The organism is Wolbachia endosymbiont (group A) of Lypha dubia (assembly GCF_964028575.1).
Classification (GTDB): Bacteria; Pseudomonadota; Alphaproteobacteria; order Rickettsiales; family Anaplasmataceae; genus Wolbachia; species Wolbachia pipientis.
Map to the genome: position 1 here is coordinate 1,280,762 of NZ_OZ034796.1, position 16,910 is coordinate 1,297,671.

Below are 16,910 nucleotides of genomic sequence, written 5' to 3' on the forward strand. Positions count from 1 at the left end.
GTTGATATGCTAGATTTATAATTAAAATTATTAAATTTTTAATTTTATTATTTTATAATGGTTCCATAGTTATCCGGAAATTTCGTGATCTGTAGTTTCTTTCATTCACGTTATATTCATAGCTTGTTCTATCTTAATGTAATTCCAATTTTGACTGTATAGGAGGTCTCTATGTTAAAACATAACTATAGTGATAAAATCAATAATCGCTATTCATATACTAACAAATTTTCTTATAGTGATGAGGGTGTAGACGAGACGATCAAGGATAAAATCACAACTGAAGATCAGGTGGTAACTGAAGATCAGGTAGTAACTGATGATGTTGAAGAGCCTGATGCTGGTAATGATGGTTACAGTGAAGGTATGGCTTTCTCTTACCATGGTTACGGCAACGACTTAATATAAACTCTGATCCAGGAAGATAAAATAGTTAAGATAAACCTTCAACTAGCCCCACTTATTCACTATACTGCTATAGATTTTATAGCAATATAGTGAATGAACATTTTTAAGCAGATTTCCTCTCTAATCTTTAGTAAATTGAATGAGTTGAAACAAAGGGGTGTTATAAGCACAAGTGCAGCAAACTTTATCATAGAGCCTCCAAGCAATAGAGTCCATGGAGACATTTACACAAACGTTGCTATGGTGCTCGCAAAGCATGAAAAGAAGAATCCCATTGAAATTGCAGAGGTTTTAGCCAAAGAATTTGAACTTTTTGATGAAGTTGCAAAAGTGGAAATAGCGGGCCCTGGTTTCATCAACATACACTTAAAAATAAAAGTATGGCATGGGATTTTAAAACAAATAAATGAGCTAAAAACAGAGTTTGGCACCCTAGATATAGGGAACAATCAGGCCATCAATGTTGAATTTGTATCTGCAAATCCAACTGGTCCACTGCATATTGGTCATGCAAGAGGGGCAGTATTTGGTGACGTTCTGGCAAATTTATTGAAAAAAGTTGGTTATAAAGTTACTAAGGAATACTATATTAACGATGCTGGAGCGCAGATAGATACACTAATAAAGTCAGTATATCTGCGGTACAAAGAAGCTCTGGGAGAAAAAATCAGTATAGAAAAAGGTTTATACCCAGGTGAATATTTAAAACCGATAGGGGAGGAGCTGGCTAAAAAATATGGCAAGGAGCTTCTAAAAAAGCAAGATAATCAAATAATTAGGGAATATACTTTAAGTTTTATCTTAGAACTCATAAAGGAAGACATGAACTTGCTTGGAGTAAATCATGATGTTTTTACTTCAGAGTATGAGCTACAAAAAAGTGGCAAAATTGAAGAGAGTATAAAGATATTGTCTGACAAGGGTCTAGTGTATGAAGGGTACCTGGAGAAACCAAAAGGCAAAGAAAGCGAAAATTGGACTTCCAGAAAAGAGATGCTATTTCGCTCTACAAAATTTGGTGATGACGTTGACCGTGCATTGAAGAAAGAGGACGGCAGTTGGACTTATTTTGCCTCGGATATTGCTTACCATTTTGATAAGATATCACGTGGTTTTAACAATATGATCGTAGAGCTTGGTAGTGACCACGGCGGTTATGTCAAAAGACTCAAAGCAGTCGTCTCTGCGCTCAGTGATGATCAAGCAAAAATAGAGGTAAAACTGCATAATATTGTGAATTTTTTCGAGAACGGCAAACCTGTTAAGATGTCCAAAAGATCAGGAAACTTCCTCACAGCAAGAGATGTAGTGGAAGAAGTTGGCAGGGACATAACTCGTTTTATAATGCTAACACGCAAGAATGATATGGTCTTGGACTTTGATTTTGCTAAAGTTAAAGAACAGTCAAAAGACAACCCTATTTTTTACGTGCAATATGCGCATGCTCGTGCTCATTCGTTAATGCGTAATGCTCCAAAAGAGCTCCCAACAGCAGATCCTTCACTTTTAAGGACAGGTGGAGAGCTCTTCCTCATAAAAACCTTAGCAAAGTGGCCAGATGTGGTAGAAATTGCAGCAAGGCTTTGTGAGCCACACAGAATTACTTTCTACTTACTTGAAGTTGCAGAAGCGTTTCACGTTTTATGGGGGTATGGCAAGAGTGATTTAAACATGCGTTTCATACTGGAAGACAACTTAAACCTCACCGCTGCAAGAATGTTTCTCGTGCAGGCCTTAGCACACGTCATCGCTTCTGGACTTTCTATCTTTAATATAGAGCCGTTAGAAGAAATGAGTTGATTTTTTTTTGTTACAATATGTAATGATCAAAATATTATTCAAAGTAGGGTAAAGTTATGACAATCAGTTTTAGGGAGTATTCAACTGTATTCACTGAAGTTGCGGAACAGACAGATTTAAATGGAAATAACATAATTGAAAGAATAAAAGGGCATTAGCATAGATCCCGCTAACAAGCAGCGGGATGACGGTTGTCAGGGTGTCAGGCTAGTACCTTCTCTTGTCATCCCAGTGCCCAGACACTGGGATCCAGAAAAGTTTGCTTGTGAACAAGCAAACTAGCATGGAAAGTGGTTACAACATTTTCGATGAGATTATATGGAAAACTGTATTCCAGTGTCAAGCACTGGAATACATCACAGGGGCACTGGAATGACACCCTTTACGGGCTCTTAAATTGCAACTATAAATGTTTAAGAAATTTACCAAATGAAAAAAAAGGCAAAAGAAGCCCCATGGTGGTTGGCTATTTACTATGTACTAAAATATCGGCGTTTTTTTTATTCTAAAACGCTTGATTAAGAGCGATTTAGCTGCTTTTAACTTGCAACTAACCTACACCGCAAGTGTTTAAGAAATTTACTAAGCAGGAAAAAAGGCAAAGAAACCCCGTAGTAGCTAGCATTCAAATTCTCCCTTGTCAATTTGACGTTTTTTGCTGTCTTAAACGCTTTGTAAGCGCGTTTCGGCTTATATAGGTAAAAACCCAGAAATTTTTAAAGACATGCGATGCACGTAGTGCGAAAAATTAAACATGAGACGCCAAATACCCTAAGTTTTTTGTCATTAACCTGCACAGATTGCGAAGATAAATAAATAGCTTCAGTTTCATGATAAGGGGGTTGGCGAAGGGTGTCAAGTAATTCCGTTCCTTATGGGTAAAAAAAGAGAAACTCTAAGTTGCAGCCGCACAATGTTTCTCTTTTCTGCTGTTGATGATTATTTCGCCTATTGTAACTGCCGCTAGAATAAAGCAATAATATACCTGTGTTAATAAAGAAATAGGTGATACAGAGGCGATGCTACCTGCTAGCAATAGTTGGGAACCATAAGGTAAGATACCTTTTGTAGCACAAGCAAAAACATCTAATAAGTATGCGCTGCGATGTGGCGCAATACTGTGTTTTTGTGCAAGCCTTTTTGCAATGCCACCACTTAGTAAAATAGCAATGGTATTATTGGCAACTAAGGTAGTAAACATAGACGCAATTCCTGCTATCACAAATTCAGCTTTAGTTTTTGTGATATTGCTTTCATCGATGAGTTTATGCAACGCTTTTTGACCTTGCTTGTACATTATATGGCTCAATCCACCGATAAATAGAGCAAATATCACTATTTCGTTTACTTTTTTGAAACCGTCATACACGTCATGAGGAAATTGAATGATAGCATAGTCAAAAAAAGTTATTCCTAGCACACCAGCAATAATTATGTTTATAGTTATTGTTACTAAAGTGGCGACTTCAAACAGCCCCATGATTATTAAAGAAATGTAAGGAATAATTTTTATTATAGAATAATAATCTAAATTTGATATAGAAATAATTTTTGTACTATTTGAGGCAACTGCTAGGTAGATGAGTGTTATAATGCTGGCAATAAGTGCAACTTTAGAGTTCATTTTAAGTTTATCTTTTGCTGAAGCTTCCTGTGAAGAAACAGATGCAATGGTGGTATCAGATATCATCGAAAGGTTATCGCCAAACACGGCACCACCTACTACAGTTGCAGTTCCTATTTCGAGACCAAAAGCTCCACTTTTTGCCAGATTAACAGCTATAGGTACCATCAGCGCAACAACTCCCATAGATGTGCCAATTGCAGTTGAAATAAAAGCAGAAGCCAAAAATACTCCAGGCAGCAGTAATCTTGCTGGAAGGAAATTAAGAATTAAATTAGCAACAGTGTCTGCGCTACCGATTGATTGAGTCACCGCAGAAAATGCTCCAGAAAATAAAAAAATTAAACACATAGTAAGGGTGTTTTTGTCACCCATGCCCTTGATAACAGTATCGATGTTATGCTGAGTTTTATTTGTACCACGTGAGACAGCAAAAAATAGTGCTGGTAACAAGCATATTACTGGTGAAACCTGATGAAGTGGATTATCAGTTCCAATAAAAGAAAAATAAGCACCACTTCCAAGGTACAAGATTAAAAAAATAATCAAAGGGACAAAAGCTGTCATTTTACTGTACCTCAAACTTATAACTATAACTAATTAAGTGGTTTTAAGCAAGTTTGGTTTTCACTAGTTCTACAGGAAGTCAATAGCAGAGTTTTAAACTTCATATTTAATCTACTAAATAAATAGCACATGTAGCTTATTGCTTGACAATAGGATCTAATTGTTGTCTAGATTCCAGCATCACGCGCACAACTGTACGAACATTTGTTTGCGAAGAAATGTTATAGCTGGTTTTGCCTCAAACACAAAGATGTCATCCGAGTAGCTGACTACTTGGATCCAGAAAATTTTGCTGCGAGTAAGCAAATTTGTTTGGTGAGCATAGAAAGTGGAATGTGTAAGCGCAGCCTCAACAGGTTGTCATCCAAGTAGCTGACTACTTGGATCCAGCTGAGTTGGTGAGTATAAAAGTATAGCTAACGCGAGCTCTACGTCATACCGCCGCAGAATAATTAACCGTCATACCGCGATTCATTCGCAGTATCCCTTCGCGGTATCCCTTAGCCGCTAACAAGCAGCGGGATGACGAGCTTATCGTCATGCCACCGCGAACCGTCATACCGCGATTCATTCGCGGTATCTCATCCGCTAACAAGAGATCCCGCTAACAAGCAGCGGGATGACGGTTGTCGTTTAGCTATAAATATTTAAGAAATTTACTAAACAGAAAAAAAGGCAAAAGAAGCCCCGTAGTTGGCTAATTACTTACATTATACTTTCAAGTATGGCGTTTTTTTATTCTAAACGCTTAATAACCGCGACTCAGCTGCTTTTAAATGCAACTAACCTTAGCTATAAATGTTTAAGAAATTTACTAAACAGAAAAAAAGGCAAAAGAAACCCTAGGGTAGCTAGTTATTCACTATCCATTTTTTAAGTTGGCGTTTTTTTATGTTTTAAACGCTTTATAAGCGCGTTTCAGCTTATGTAGGTAGAAGTTTGATAAAGACATAAGGTGCACATAGTGCAAAAAATTAAACATGAGACGCCAGATACGTGAGTTTTTTTGTCATTTAATCTGTACAGAGAAGATAAATAAATAGCTTCAGTGTTTATGATAAGGGGGCTGGCGGAGTTTGTCAAGCAAGTTTTTTATTTCTAGCGGTTGTTGCCAAAAACTATACAAGAAGTCTATTGAAATTACGTATATCAATCGTTGTAAAATCACACAATTGCTCTGTAGAGCTATGCCCTGTAATAATTACTATACCATTTTGCTCAGAGCGTATTGAGATTAGGTTCAGCACTAATTCACACGTTGCACTATCAAGATTACAAAATGGTTCATCTATCAGCCAAACGTTTGCATTAGAAATCAAGAGGCGAGCAAGCGCAACTCTCCTTTTCCAGCCTGCAGAAAGTTCGCCATATCTAATATTAAGTACAGGTTGCAACTGCAAGCAACAAATAGCTGCCACAATCAATTCTCTAGTATTTCGTATTCCTGCCCAGAATTCTACGTTTTGAGCAACAGTTAAGCTATCTTTACAGGCATTCTTATGGCCTATATAGACCATAGAAGGTATATAGGATTTTGGATCATCATATATATCTTTTCCGCAGTGCCTTATATTGCCTGATACCGGCGGTAAAAGTCCAGATAAACTTCTAATTAAGCTGGTTTTACCACTACCATTTGGACCAGTGATTAGAATCTTTGATTTTAGCTCAGCTTTAAAACTGAGATTCTTAAATAGTACCTTATTATTACGAGCGCAGGATAAATTTTCACATTCAAGCATGGATTATCTGCCCTTCCCCTTATGTTTACCTTGAGTTGAAGCCTGAGCCTTAACAAACAGCTCCCAAAATCCTTTCTGTCCGCCTTCTCTATGTATCAATTGTGCAAAACGCTGCATTAAACCATTACCCATCATAACCATCTTTGTCCATTTACCTACCGGTTTTGCTATGTCAACTATTTCTGGATCTTCTTTATAAACTTGCACATCTTTTTGTTTCTCGCGTAGCGTTTCTTGTTGTTTCATCAACTCTTTTTGCTTATTTTTTTGATATAATTCATTGAATTTTCTGTCTTCTTCCCACTCTTCTTTAAAAACTTTTCTAGGAAATATGATTTTTCTAATGCGATTTTTGTATATTTTTCTCAAAAAGAGAAATACTGCAGCTACAGCAAGTAATGTTACGCTATATAATATGATCTGTGTAAGTGGCATTTCCTGTATCTAATTCATTAAAAATACCCTTACTATTATACCATAATTATAGAAATTGTGCAATTTTTTTTGCGGGTAAAGACAGTATAAAAGTAATACTGCTCTATTTCGTAAACTGGACAAATATCTGACGAATGGGCTTGTATGTAGTAAGGTTTATTTCTATACTTTTTAAAGAATTTAGAAGTGAAACAAATATGAACTGCTACAAGACTCACACGTGCAATGAATTAAGGAAGAATGATGTAGGAAAGGAAGTTACCCTCTCTGGATGGTTATACCGTAAGCGCGATCACGGTAACCTAATCTTTGTTGATTTAAGAGACTTCTATGGAATCACTCAACTAGTATTTAATAATGACAAAGACTTTTTTGATGAGATATCAAATTTAAAATTGGAGAGTGTAATTACTGTTACAGGAATAGTTGAAGCTAGAACTGAAGATACGGTAAACAGCTCTATTTCTACCGGAGAAATCGAGGTGATAGTCAACAATTTGCGCGTTGAGTCGGAAGTTGAGTTCCACTTTGATGAAGAAATAGCAAAAGAAGAAAGAAGTATATTGGCAAGCATTACCGGCGAGCAAGAATACCCAGAAAACATGAGATTTAAATATCGATTTCTTGACTTAAGACGTGAAAAAGTCCGCAACAATATTATTTTGCGCTCACAAATTATTGCAGAGCTCCGCAAGCTCATGATAGAGCGAGGATTTTTAGAGATTCAAACTCCAATACTCACTGCTTCCTCTCCTGAAGGAGCACGCGACTACCTAGTGCCAAGCAGGCTAAATCCTGGCAAGTTCTATGCATTGCCACAAGCTCCGCAGATTTTCAAACAGTTGCTCATGGTCTCAGGGTTTGATAAATATTTCCAAATTGCACCGTGTTTTCGTGATGAAGATGCAAGGGCTGACCGCTCTCCTGGGGAATTTTACCAGCTAGACCTTGAAATGTCTTTTGTGACTCAAGAGGACATATTTGACGTTATTGAATCTGCTTTATATAAAGTGTTCGCCAAATTTTCTCGCAAGTCTGTCGATAAAGATTTTCCACGCATTACATACAAAGAGGCAATGCTTAAGTATGGTTCTGACAAGCCAGATTTGCGTAATCCACTATTAATCAGCGATGTTACAGAAATTTTTCGTGATTCAGGGTTCAATATTTTCAAAAGCAATATTGAGCGTGGTATGGTAGTGAGAGCCATCCCTGCACCTAAAACAGCAGAGGAACCACGCAGCTTCTTTGATAAAAAGATAGAACATGCGCAAAAAGAATTCGGTGCTAAGGGTCTCGGATATATAACGTTTGATAAAGATGGAACTGCGAAAGGCCCAATTGCTAAATTTCTTGATGAAAATAGGCTAAACCACATAAGAGAAGCAACAAACATAGAGCCAGGAGATAGTGTATTTTTTGCTTCTGACAAAGAGAATGAGGCGGCAAACATTGCAGGAAAAGTACGCACTCTTTTAGGGTCAGAACTCAGTCTTATAGATGATAATATCTTCAAGTTTTGTTGGATCATTGATTTTCCATATTTTGTATATGACGATAAAAGTAAAAAAATCGATTTCTTTCATAACCCATTCTCCATGCCACACGGTGGTCTGAAAGATTTAGAGGACAAAAATCCACTGGATATCCTTGCTTACCAATATGATCTTGTTTGCAATGGAATAGAACTGTCAAGTGGGGCGATTCGTAATAACAAACTGGATATCATGTATAAAGCTTTTGCCATTGCAGGTTATAGCCGGGGAGAAGTTGATACAAGATTCGGTGCACTTGTACGTGCATTCAGATTTGGTGTTCCTCCTCATGGTGGAATAGCACCAGGAGTTGATAGAATAGTTATGCTGCTTGCTGATGAGCCAAATATTCGTGAAGTAATCTGTTTTCCTATGAACCAGCAAGGTGAAGATGTTCTAATGGGTGCTCCTTCCAAGGTGGAGGATAAGCATTTACGTGAATTATCCTTGAAGGTTATTAGACTTCTTTCAAAATTCATGTAGGGAGCTCAAAATTGTGAATTGCAGCAATCAAATTAAACCTTAAACCAAAACGTTTTCGTCGGTTTCTATACCTGTCCGAGATGATTTTAAACCTTTTCAATAAGCCAATTACGTTTTCAACAATTGCCCTTTGGCTCATAAGTGCTCTGTTCTCTTTTTTTTGTTCTTTGCTTAACGGATTCTTTTTCGTTTTCATGTGCGGTAATACAACATTTTTGTGTATCTTCTGCATTCCCCTGTAGCCGGCATCAGCTAAGATTTTAGTTTGCGGCAATACTGCTACCTTTGATTCTCTAAACATCCGAAAATCGTGTTTTCTACCATTCGAGAAAGATGTGCATATGACTTTTTTACTCTTCCTCTCTGTTACTATTTGTGTTTTTATAGTATGCCTTTTTTTCTTTCCAGAGTAGAAGGGCTTTTGCTTTTTTTTGGTCTCTCTACTGGCGTTTCAGTTCCATCTATTACTAAAACTTCATATTCTACATCACTCTTTAATAGCTCTTTTTTTCCTGGTAATGCAAAATCTGGATGTTTTATTAATATGTCTTCTACCCATCTTATTATTTTAAAACTGTTACTTTCACTCATGCCATAGCTTTGCCCAATATGAAAATATGTACGATATTCTCTTATATATTCCAGTGCCATAAGTAGCCTTTCTTCTATGCAAAGTTTACTTTTTCTTCCACTTCTAGCTTTTTTTCTTTTATCCTCCACTTCTAGAATTTCTACCATTTGCTCAAATGTTGCTTTTTTTACCCCTGTTAAACGTCGAAACTTTTCTCCTTCTAACTTTTCTATTTCCTTATATTTCATGCTTTCAAATACTTCATCTTACACTCCCTCTAACAATTTTGAAAGAAGTCTATTGAATGAAAAATTTTATAGCAAGGAGCACCGGTTAATGATATATTAGGTTATGTTAAATTGAAAGACCATGAATAATATCCAAAAAGCAATACTATCGGGCATGATCTGTAACATGATTGTGTGGTATGAACTCACTCTTTTTGGAGTATTAACAGATACAATCATCAACGTTTTTTTCCCATCAGAAGATCATTATTTGAGTACACTCAAATTCCTTGGTGTTTTTGCAATTGGTTTTGCGTTTAGACCAATTGGTGCAGTAATTTTTGGTTATATGGGAGATAAGTATGGCAGAAGAAAGACTTTACTTACTTCAGTAATATTAATTTCAATATCATCCACAATTATGGGAATTATACCTGGGTATAAAGAAATAGGGTTGCTTTCACCTGTATTGCTTGTGTTTTGTAGAATAGTGCAAGGAATAACTGCAGGAGGTGAAACAAGCATTAATACAGCATTTACGATAGAGCATTCAAAAGATAAAAAAAATCTAGGTTTCTTAGGAAGTATGAAGCCCTTTAGCGGAGCCCTTGGAACGCTCTTATGCATAACAATGATATTTATCTGCAAAAGAGTTACAGGTGAGAACTATGAAATATGGGGATGGAAGTTGCTTTTTTATTTTTGCTTTTTTTTGGGGACAATAGGTTTTTTAACTAGGTACATATTAAAAGAAAGCTTAGCATATAAAACTAATAAGTACGCTAATAATTTAGCACATTCACCATTGTTAGAACTAGTAAGAAACTATAAAAGACCGCTTATTATTTCAATCAATCTGGGAATTGCTCAGAATGCAATTGTCTACGCAGCAATAATGTTTTATAATATATCAATAAAAGAGCTAGTTATTTTATCTATTAGTGTTAAAGATTTAATGAGGATAGTAATACAGGTTGTATTTGCAGCATCTGCGGTACTTTTTGCAATTTTATCTGATAAAGTTGGAAGAAAACGCGTAATGATTCCTGTACTGATTATGCTATCTCTGATTGGTACATGTGTATTACCATTATTATCTTCCGTTAACCACTATGTCGTAATAATAACTTACTTATTGATTACTATACCAGTAGGTGCATCTTTTGGAATATATGGTTCTGTTATTTGTGAACTGTTTCCAACAAAAGTAAGATGCACTGGCGTAAGCTTAGCAAATAATATATCTGCAGGAATTTTTGGTGGCCTTTCTCCATACATATGCATGTGGCTTATAGAAAAAACCGAAACAAAACTTGCAGCAGGCATTTATCTTACTGCCTGCGCATTAATTAGCCTAATATCTGTGCTTCAAATTAAAGCCAAAGACAGAAAAGTTGATTGGTGAAATCGTTTCAGTCGAAAAATAGCGCTTCAATGGATTTTTCGATGTGTTTAGTGATAGGAGCGGTGATAGTGATTTCTTTATTGTTTGGCAGTTTTAAAGATAAAGAATGCGAATGAAGGTGAATTTTATTTGCTATCCCATCAATAAAAGCTTTTTTACCACCATATTTACCGTCACCAAGAATAGGGCAATTTATATGAGCTAAATGTGCACGTAACTGATGGGTTCTGCCGGTAATTGGTTGTAATTTTAAATAAGCAACATTGTGTTTGGATTTTGCTATAATTGAAAAATGCGTAGTGGCATTCTGAGGTGAATTTTCATCAACGACCACTTTTTCTTGACCTGAAACATATTTTTTCACCAATGGATAGTCTATTGTTCCACTATCCTTGCTCGGTATGCCAGAAGTTAATGCTAAATAAGTTTTTTTTACTCTTCGTCCTTTAAATTCTTCCATAAGGTATCTGGCAACATTAGCGTTGCGTGCGAATATTATCACTCCACTCGTATCTCTATCTAGCCTATGGACAATTTTAAATGTTTCTCCCTCTCTTATTTGGTCAAGCAAATCACTCATGCTAATCTTTACTTTTACGCCACCTTGAACGATGACCCCTGCGGGTTTGTTTATAGCTAGTATATATTCGTCTTCATATAATATGTTCTCTCTTAGTAGATTCACTAACTTTTCATTATATTTGCGATCAGAATTAGCGTTTTCAATATAATGCAAGTGCTTCAGCGTTATAGTTTGCCCAGAATTTACTCTATCACTGGACTTTGCTTTGCAATCATCAACTTTGATTAATCCTTTCCTTAAAGATTTTTCAATTACAGATTGCTTTAGATCAGGAAAGATTCTTCTGATGTACCTATCCAGCCTAACGTTATCGTCTTCTATTAATATGGTTTTTATACTTTGTAGCATTCCATTATTTATAATGAATATCTAGTGAAATGTCAATTATTGGTGTCATTCCAGTGTCAAGCACTGGAATGACACCGAAGGGGCTACTGCCGTCATAAAGGAACCAGTGTCAGCTACTCGGATGACAGGAGAAGGAGACTACTGAGATGACAGCTAGCCTGACAACCGTCATCCCGCTGCTTGTTAGCGGGATCTAGAGATACCGCGAATGAATCGCGGTATGACGGTTCGCGGCGGCATGACGTAGAGCTTGCGTTAGCTATACTTTTATACTCACCAACTCAGCTGGATCCAAGTAGTCAGAGCACTGGGATGACAAAAAAAGGAGGGCACTTGGATGACGGGAGAAGGAGCTATTTGGATGACATCGTTTACTATACAATGTTTGTACAGTTCTGGATAAAAAAATTAGCTAACAAATTTATAAACATCAGTATACAGCTCATCAACGCTTGGTTCTTTACTATTTTTGGCAAAATCTTCCGACTTTTTTACTAAATCACGTATTTCCTTATCAATTACTTTGCACTCTTCTTCTGAAGCCATTTTATTATCTGTCATGTATTTCTTTAAAGTGCTTATAGGGTCATGATTTTGCTTCATATCTTCAACTTCTTCTTTTAAGCGATAAGTAGCAGGATCTGACATTGAGTGACCGCGATATCGATATGTCTTCATTTCAAGCAGGATAGGCCCTTTTCCGCTGCGTGTGTGTTCCGCTGCTTCGCTTGTAGCCTCATAAACAGAGAAAAAATCCATTCCATCAACTTGTTTTCCAGGAATACCAAAACTTTCTCCTCTTTTATATAACTCTGTTACTAAAGTTGACCTTTGCACGGAGGTTCCCATTGCGTATTCATTATTTTCTATGATGTAAACCACAGGCAACTCCCACAAAGATGCCATATTAAACGATTCATATACTTGTCCTTGATTTGCAGCACCGTCGCCAAAATATGTAAATACCACATTATCTTTTTTCTTATATTTATTAGCAAATGCTATTCCTGTGCCAATTGGAACTTGTGCTCCCACTATTCCATGCCCGCCGAAGAATTTTTTTTCAACGTCAAATACGTGCATCGAACCACCTTTACCTTTCGAGCATCCTGTTTCTTTGCCGGTAAGCTCTGCCATTACAACATTTGGATCAGAATCACATGCGAGCATTAAGCCATGGTCTCTATAACTTGTGATAAAAGCGTCACCTAATTTTGATGCAGCTTGAGTTCCAACTGCAACTGCTTCTTGTCCTATTGATAGGTGACAGAACCCGCCTATTAATCCCATCCCATATAATTGTCCTGCTTTTTCCTCAAATCTGCGTATGAGTAGCATTTTCCTGTAGAATCCAATTATCTGTTCTTTAGTGAAATTTTCTGCTTTCATATCGATTTCTTTTTCATTAAACTAACACAATACCAGGAATTTTAAATTTTTGCTAATGAACTATTACCACTGGCTTGAGGCTTTTCACGTTATCTCTGTTATCATGTGGATGGCAGGTATGCTTTATTTACCCAGGCTTTATGTCTACCATGCAACTGTAAAACCGGGATCGGAAAATGATAGCTTGCTTCAAACAATGGAAAAGAGGCTACTTAGATATATCATAAACCCTGCAATGCTTTTCTCACTTGGTCTTGGAATTACACTAATGGTTATTAGGGAAGCATATCGTGAAGGATGGTTTCATGTAAAAGCATTTGCAATACTTTTGATGTTAATTATTCATATGCTACTTGCAAAATATAGGAAAAATTTTGCAATGGGTTCGAATAAGAAGTCACATATTTATTTTCGCGTTTTAAATGAAGCAGTTACAGTATTGATAATAGTTATAGTTATTATGGTTGTTGTAAAACCTTTTTGACTGACCTTACCCAAAAAAAGCAGAAAGCTCGTATCTGTTCAGATGCATGGCTAATGTACAATACTGAAATAAAAATTCCAGTGCTCCCTTTCTTGTCATCCCAGTGCTTGACACTGGGATCCAGCTTTCTTTACAAATTCACCAAAAGTGCTTCATTCTATAACGCAAAACCCATACTTACCAAACTCAATGCATTACTTGCAATTAAGTTTCCTGGATGCCAGTGTCAAGCTACTCGGATGACACCGTTCTTTTTCCTGGATCCCAGTGTTAGCTACTTGCATGACACCATTCTTTTTCCTGGATCCCAGTGGGCTTTGTTGCATCGCTAGCTATGATGGATAAAGATAAAAAAGGTAGAGAATATCAGTAGCTTATTATTCTGGTATTTATAACAAGAACGGTCAGTGAATACCTAAATTTGAGTAAAAGAAATTTCACTACCACTCACTAATCCGGCTAAAATTCAAGAATTTCAATGCTTTAGCTATTTTCAATAGAATTAAATTTATTAATATAAATAATAAATTACTATTCTTAAATTTGATCAGATTGATTGCAAAAAAACAAGATTTTCAATAGGTTGCTTATAATCCTAACTATAGTTAGCCTTTCATAAGTAGCGATGCAACAAAGCCATCCCAGTGTCAAGCACTGGGATGACAAGAAGAGGGCACTGCCCTCTTGGATGGAAGCCAGTGTTAGCTACTTTCATGACACCCTGACAACCGTCATCCCGCTACTTGTTAGCGGGATCTAGAGATACCGTGATGGTATGACGTAGGGGTTGCCGAGAACTTGTCATCCCAGTGCTTGACACTGGGATCCAGTTTTTCGTATAATTTTGTCAAAATCTATTGTGCTAGCAAGTTCACTAGCGTCACGCGCTGGTCTGTTAGACATTTACGTGTAGGGTGAAGAAATTTTGAAAAAGACATACCAAATATGAAAGGCCTATATATTAAAACTTACGGCTGTCAGATGAACGTTTATGACTCCGTTTTAATGGAAAATGTAATTAAACCTTTGGGGTTCAACGTTGTTAGTGATGCAGGGAAAGCCGATTTAGTGATACTGAATACTTGTCACATTAGAGAGAAGGCAGCAGAAAAACTTTACTCAGAGCTTGGGAAGATTCATTCGTTACGAAAAGAAATGACTATAGTGGTGGCTGGGTGTGTAGCGCAAGCAGAGGGAGAAGAAGTGTTCAGAAGGGCTCCTTTTGTTGATATTGTTGTTGGTCCGCAGAGTATCGCTACCTTACCGGAGCTGATAGTCAAAGCAAGCAGAAGTAAAGGTCATGTAATAAACACTGATTTTCCTGAAGTTGCAAAGTTTGATAAATTGCCAGATGAATGCTATGGCAATAGCCAGGGGTCTTCTGCGTTTCTTGCCATACAAGAGGGTTGTGATAAATTTTGTACGTTTTGTGTAGTGCCCTATACTCGTGGAGCTGAGTATTCACGGCCAGTGAATGAAATATTTCGTGAAGCATTGAAATTAGTTGCAAATGGGGCAAATGAGATCAATTTGCTTGGTCAGAACGTCAATGCTTACCATGGGGAGTGCGAAGGGGAAGTGTGGGATTTAGGAAAATTAATTAGTCATATTGCTAAAATTGAAAAGCTAGAGAGGATTCGTTATACAACTTCTCATCCAAGAGATATGCATGAATCTCTCTACTTGGCACATGCGGAAGAGCCAAAGCTCATGCCGTTTGTTCACCTGCCTGTGCAGTCTGGTTCGAATAAAATATTGCACGCGATGAACAGGAAACACACTGCAGAGGAGTATTTGGAAATAATAGACAGATTTCGCAAATTGAAACCTGAAATCGAATTTTCTTCTGATTTTATTGTTGGTTTTCCTGGAGAAACCGAAAAAGATTTTGAAGAAACTATGAAATTAGTAGAAAAAGTTAGATATGCTCAGGCTTATAGTTTTAAATACAGCCCAAGACCAGGCACACCGGGAGCGGAAAGAAAAGATCAAGTACCAGAAGAGGTTAAAACAGAGCGCCTTCTTCGTTTACAGAAATTAATTAGTAAGCAACAACTTGAGTTTAACCAGAGTATGGTAGGTAAAACTATACCTGTTCTATTTAGCGATAAAAAAGGTAAACACCAAAACCAAATTATTGGTAAAAGCCCATATATGCAATCAGTGTCCATTGATGATTCTGAAGATAAATACAGGGACAAAATAGTAAATGTGAAAGTGTTGGAAGCTCGGCAGAGTAGTTTGCTGGGGTGTGCATTTCACTGATTTTAAGCAGCGTTAAATATAAATCTTAAGCAAAGAGTATTGAAAAAATGCAATCATAATCTTTTTCAAAAGTTACAAAGTTTAATTGCTACCTCTGCTGAACGGGTACCTTAAACCTACAAATTTGAGCTTACCTATATCAATTTTTTGTACAAGATGAGTTAGAGGTTGTCCGGAAACTAGTAAATTCAAGCATATTCCCTCTTTAACATAACCCTACTCATAGCTAGGTATATGAAATTCTCAGTGGATGTTGTGAGTAAATCATACTCCTTCGATAGCCTTCTATTCCTATTAACCCAAGCAAAAGTCCTTTCTACAACCCATCTTCTTGGCTGTACTTTAAACCCTTGTTCTCTTGTTGGTAGTAGCTCAGGTGGCGTATCTTTGTGCACCCAAAATCTACATGGAGGCCTTTTAACAATTTCAATATCTATGTCATATTCTTCCTTTATGTGATTCTTTAAATTTCTTCCTTGGTATCCCATGTCAGCCCACATTTTTTTAACTTTAGTATATTTTGTTCTCATATTGTTTAATGCTATTTTAATACCATCTCTATCATTTTCGTTAGCAGCGCCTACGTAACAACCTAGTATAAAACCCTGAGTGTCTGTAATTATATGCCTTTTTCTACCCTTTACTTTTTTACTTCCATCATAGCCTTTGATCCCCCCTTTTCTGTAGTCTTTACAGATTGACTATCTACTATACAGGCACTCGGCTGCTCATTCCTTCCTATTTTTCTTCTACTATATTTTGTAATTTCATAATTCATTTTCTCAAAAATTCCCTGCTTCTTCCATTGCCTGAACTGCTCATACACAGTCTTCCATAGCGGAAAATCATTTGGTAAATACCGCCATTGACACCCTGTACGCAATACATAGAAAATTGCTTCTAATATTTCTCTTTTGCTATACTTTGGCGGCCTTCCTCCTTTCTTGTATGATACTCTGAAGTGTTTTTCTATTCTTGCCCATTCCCTTTCGCTTAGATCTGTTGGATACTTTTTTCTCATCTTTACCCCGTACTAAAATTTCA

At 36.8% G+C, this 16,910-nt stretch carries 16 protein-coding genes; 9 read left to right on the top strand and 7 right to left on the bottom strand.

The genetic code is table 11. The features are described from left to right. The first annotated feature begins 171 nt into the window (after positions 1–171). From ABWU72_RS06455 to ABWU72_RS06465, 3 genes are all read left to right on the top strand, one after another. Entirely contained in the window at positions 172–408 is a 237-nt protein-coding gene (locus ABWU72_RS06455; protein ID WP_155968535.1) for a hypothetical protein, read from the top strand. Positions 409–501: 93 nt separating this feature from the next. Next, a complete protein-coding gene (gene argS / locus ABWU72_RS06460) occupies positions 502–2,208 on the top strand; it encodes an arginine--tRNA ligase (protein ID WP_155968533.1) in 1,707 nt (568 codons plus the stop codon). Positions 2,209–2,428: 220 nt separating this feature from the next. Next, entirely contained in the window at positions 2,429–2,584 is a 156-nt protein-coding gene (locus ABWU72_RS06465; RefSeq protein ID WP_167513690.1) for a hypothetical protein, read from the top strand. A gap of 519 nt (positions 2,585–3,103) precedes the next feature. Here the strand turns inward: ABWU72_RS06465 and ABWU72_RS06470 are convergent. Next, positions 3,104–4,399 carry a Na+/H+ antiporter NhaC family protein gene (locus ABWU72_RS06470; protein WP_213863564.1) on the bottom strand — a complete coding sequence of 432 codons (1,296 nt, stop codon included), beginning with the start codon at positions 4,397–4,399 and terminating at the stop codon, positions 3,104–3,106. 204 nt (positions 4,400–4,603) lie between these two features. Here ABWU72_RS06470 and ABWU72_RS06475 point away from each other — a divergent pair, with 204 nt between their 5' ends. Continuing rightward, the gene (locus tag ABWU72_RS06475) at positions 4,604–4,771 is read left to right on the top strand and encodes a hypothetical protein (RefSeq protein ID WP_155975180.1); all 168 of its coding nucleotides are present in this window, start codon (positions 4,604–4,606) and stop codon (positions 4,769–4,771) included. Between the two features lie 746 nt (positions 4,772–5,517). On the opposite strand, the gene ccmA is transcribed toward ABWU72_RS06475, so the two are convergent. Further along, positions 5,518–6,141, bottom strand: coding sequence for a heme ABC exporter ATP-binding protein CcmA (gene ccmA / locus ABWU72_RS06480; RefSeq protein ID WP_155968378.1), 624 nt, complete (start codon positions 6,139–6,141; stop codon positions 5,518–5,520). Between the two features lie 3 nt (positions 6,142–6,144). Beyond that, positions 6,145–6,576, bottom strand: coding sequence for a hypothetical protein (locus tag ABWU72_RS06485; protein WP_174515653.1), 432 nt, complete (start codon positions 6,574–6,576; stop codon positions 6,145–6,147). 197 nt (positions 6,577–6,773) lie between these two features. Here ABWU72_RS06485 and aspS point away from each other — a divergent pair, with 197 nt between their 5' ends. Next, positions 6,774–8,594, top strand: coding sequence for an aspartate--tRNA ligase (aspS, locus tag ABWU72_RS06490; protein ID WP_353284066.1), 1,821 nt, complete (start codon positions 6,774–6,776; stop codon positions 8,592–8,594). Here aspS and ABWU72_RS06495 read toward each other — a convergent pair. Continuing rightward, positions 8,587–9,413, bottom strand: a protein-coding gene (locus ABWU72_RS06495; RefSeq protein ID WP_236515026.1) for an IS5 family transposase whose coding sequence is annotated in 2 segments (ribosomal slippage) — positions 8,587–9,026 and positions 9,026–9,413 — 828 coding nt in all. Because the reading frame shifts where the segments join, the coding sequence is not laid out codon by codon here. The genes aspS and ABWU72_RS06495 overlap by 8 nt on opposite strands. A 121-nt stretch (positions 9,414–9,534) precedes the next feature. On the opposite strand from ABWU72_RS06495, the gene ABWU72_RS06500 reads away from it, so the two are divergent. Continuing rightward, on the top strand, positions 9,535–10,797 hold the full coding sequence (locus ABWU72_RS06500) for an MFS transporter (protein WP_006280528.1): 1,263 nt from the start codon (positions 9,535–9,537) through the stop codon (positions 10,795–10,797). Positions 10,798–10,804: 7 nt separating this feature from the next. Here ABWU72_RS06500 and ABWU72_RS06505 read toward each other — a convergent pair whose 3' ends face one another. Together ABWU72_RS06505 and pdhA are read right to left on the bottom strand one after the other, a co-directional pair. After that, a complete protein-coding gene (locus ABWU72_RS06505; protein ID WP_155968382.1) occupies positions 10,805–11,728 on the bottom strand; it encodes an RluA family pseudouridine synthase in 924 nt (307 codons plus the stop codon). Between the two features lie 408 nt (positions 11,729–12,136). Next, positions 12,137–13,117: a pyruvate dehydrogenase (acetyl-transferring) E1 component subunit alpha gene (gene pdhA, locus ABWU72_RS06510; RefSeq protein WP_006279887.1), complete on the bottom strand. Its 981-nt coding sequence runs from the start codon at positions 13,115–13,117 to the stop codon at positions 12,137–12,139. Positions 13,118–13,172: 55 nt separating this feature from the next. Here pdhA and hemJ point away from each other — a divergent pair, with 55 nt between their 5' ends. From hemJ to miaB, 3 genes are all read left to right on the top strand, one after another. Beyond that, entirely contained in the window at positions 13,173–13,601 is a 429-nt protein-coding gene (gene hemJ / locus ABWU72_RS06515) for a protoporphyrinogen oxidase HemJ (RefSeq protein ID WP_010082641.1), read from the top strand. After that, positions 13,598–13,933 carry a hypothetical protein gene (locus tag ABWU72_RS06520; RefSeq protein WP_174515655.1) on the top strand — a complete coding sequence of 112 codons (336 nt, stop codon included), beginning with the start codon at positions 13,598–13,600 and terminating at the stop codon, positions 13,931–13,933. The genes hemJ and ABWU72_RS06520 overlap by 4 nt, the downstream gene beginning before the upstream one ends. 613 nt (positions 13,934–14,546) lie before the next feature. Then, positions 14,547–15,866 carry a tRNA (N6-isopentenyl adenosine(37)-C2)-methylthiotransferase MiaB gene (miaB, locus tag ABWU72_RS06530; protein WP_353283987.1) on the top strand — a complete coding sequence of 440 codons (1,320 nt, stop codon included), beginning with the start codon at positions 14,547–14,549 and terminating at the stop codon, positions 15,864–15,866. Between the two features lie 188 nt (positions 15,867–16,054). Here the strand turns inward: miaB and ABWU72_RS06535 are convergent. After that, positions 16,055–16,887, bottom strand: a protein-coding gene (locus ABWU72_RS06535) for an IS5-like element ISWpi1 family transposase (RefSeq protein ID WP_094189578.1) whose coding sequence is annotated in 2 segments (ribosomal slippage) — positions 16,055–16,518 and positions 16,518–16,887 — 834 coding nt in all. Because the reading frame shifts where the segments join, the coding sequence is not laid out codon by codon here. Positions 16,888–16,910 lie beyond the last annotated feature (23 nt).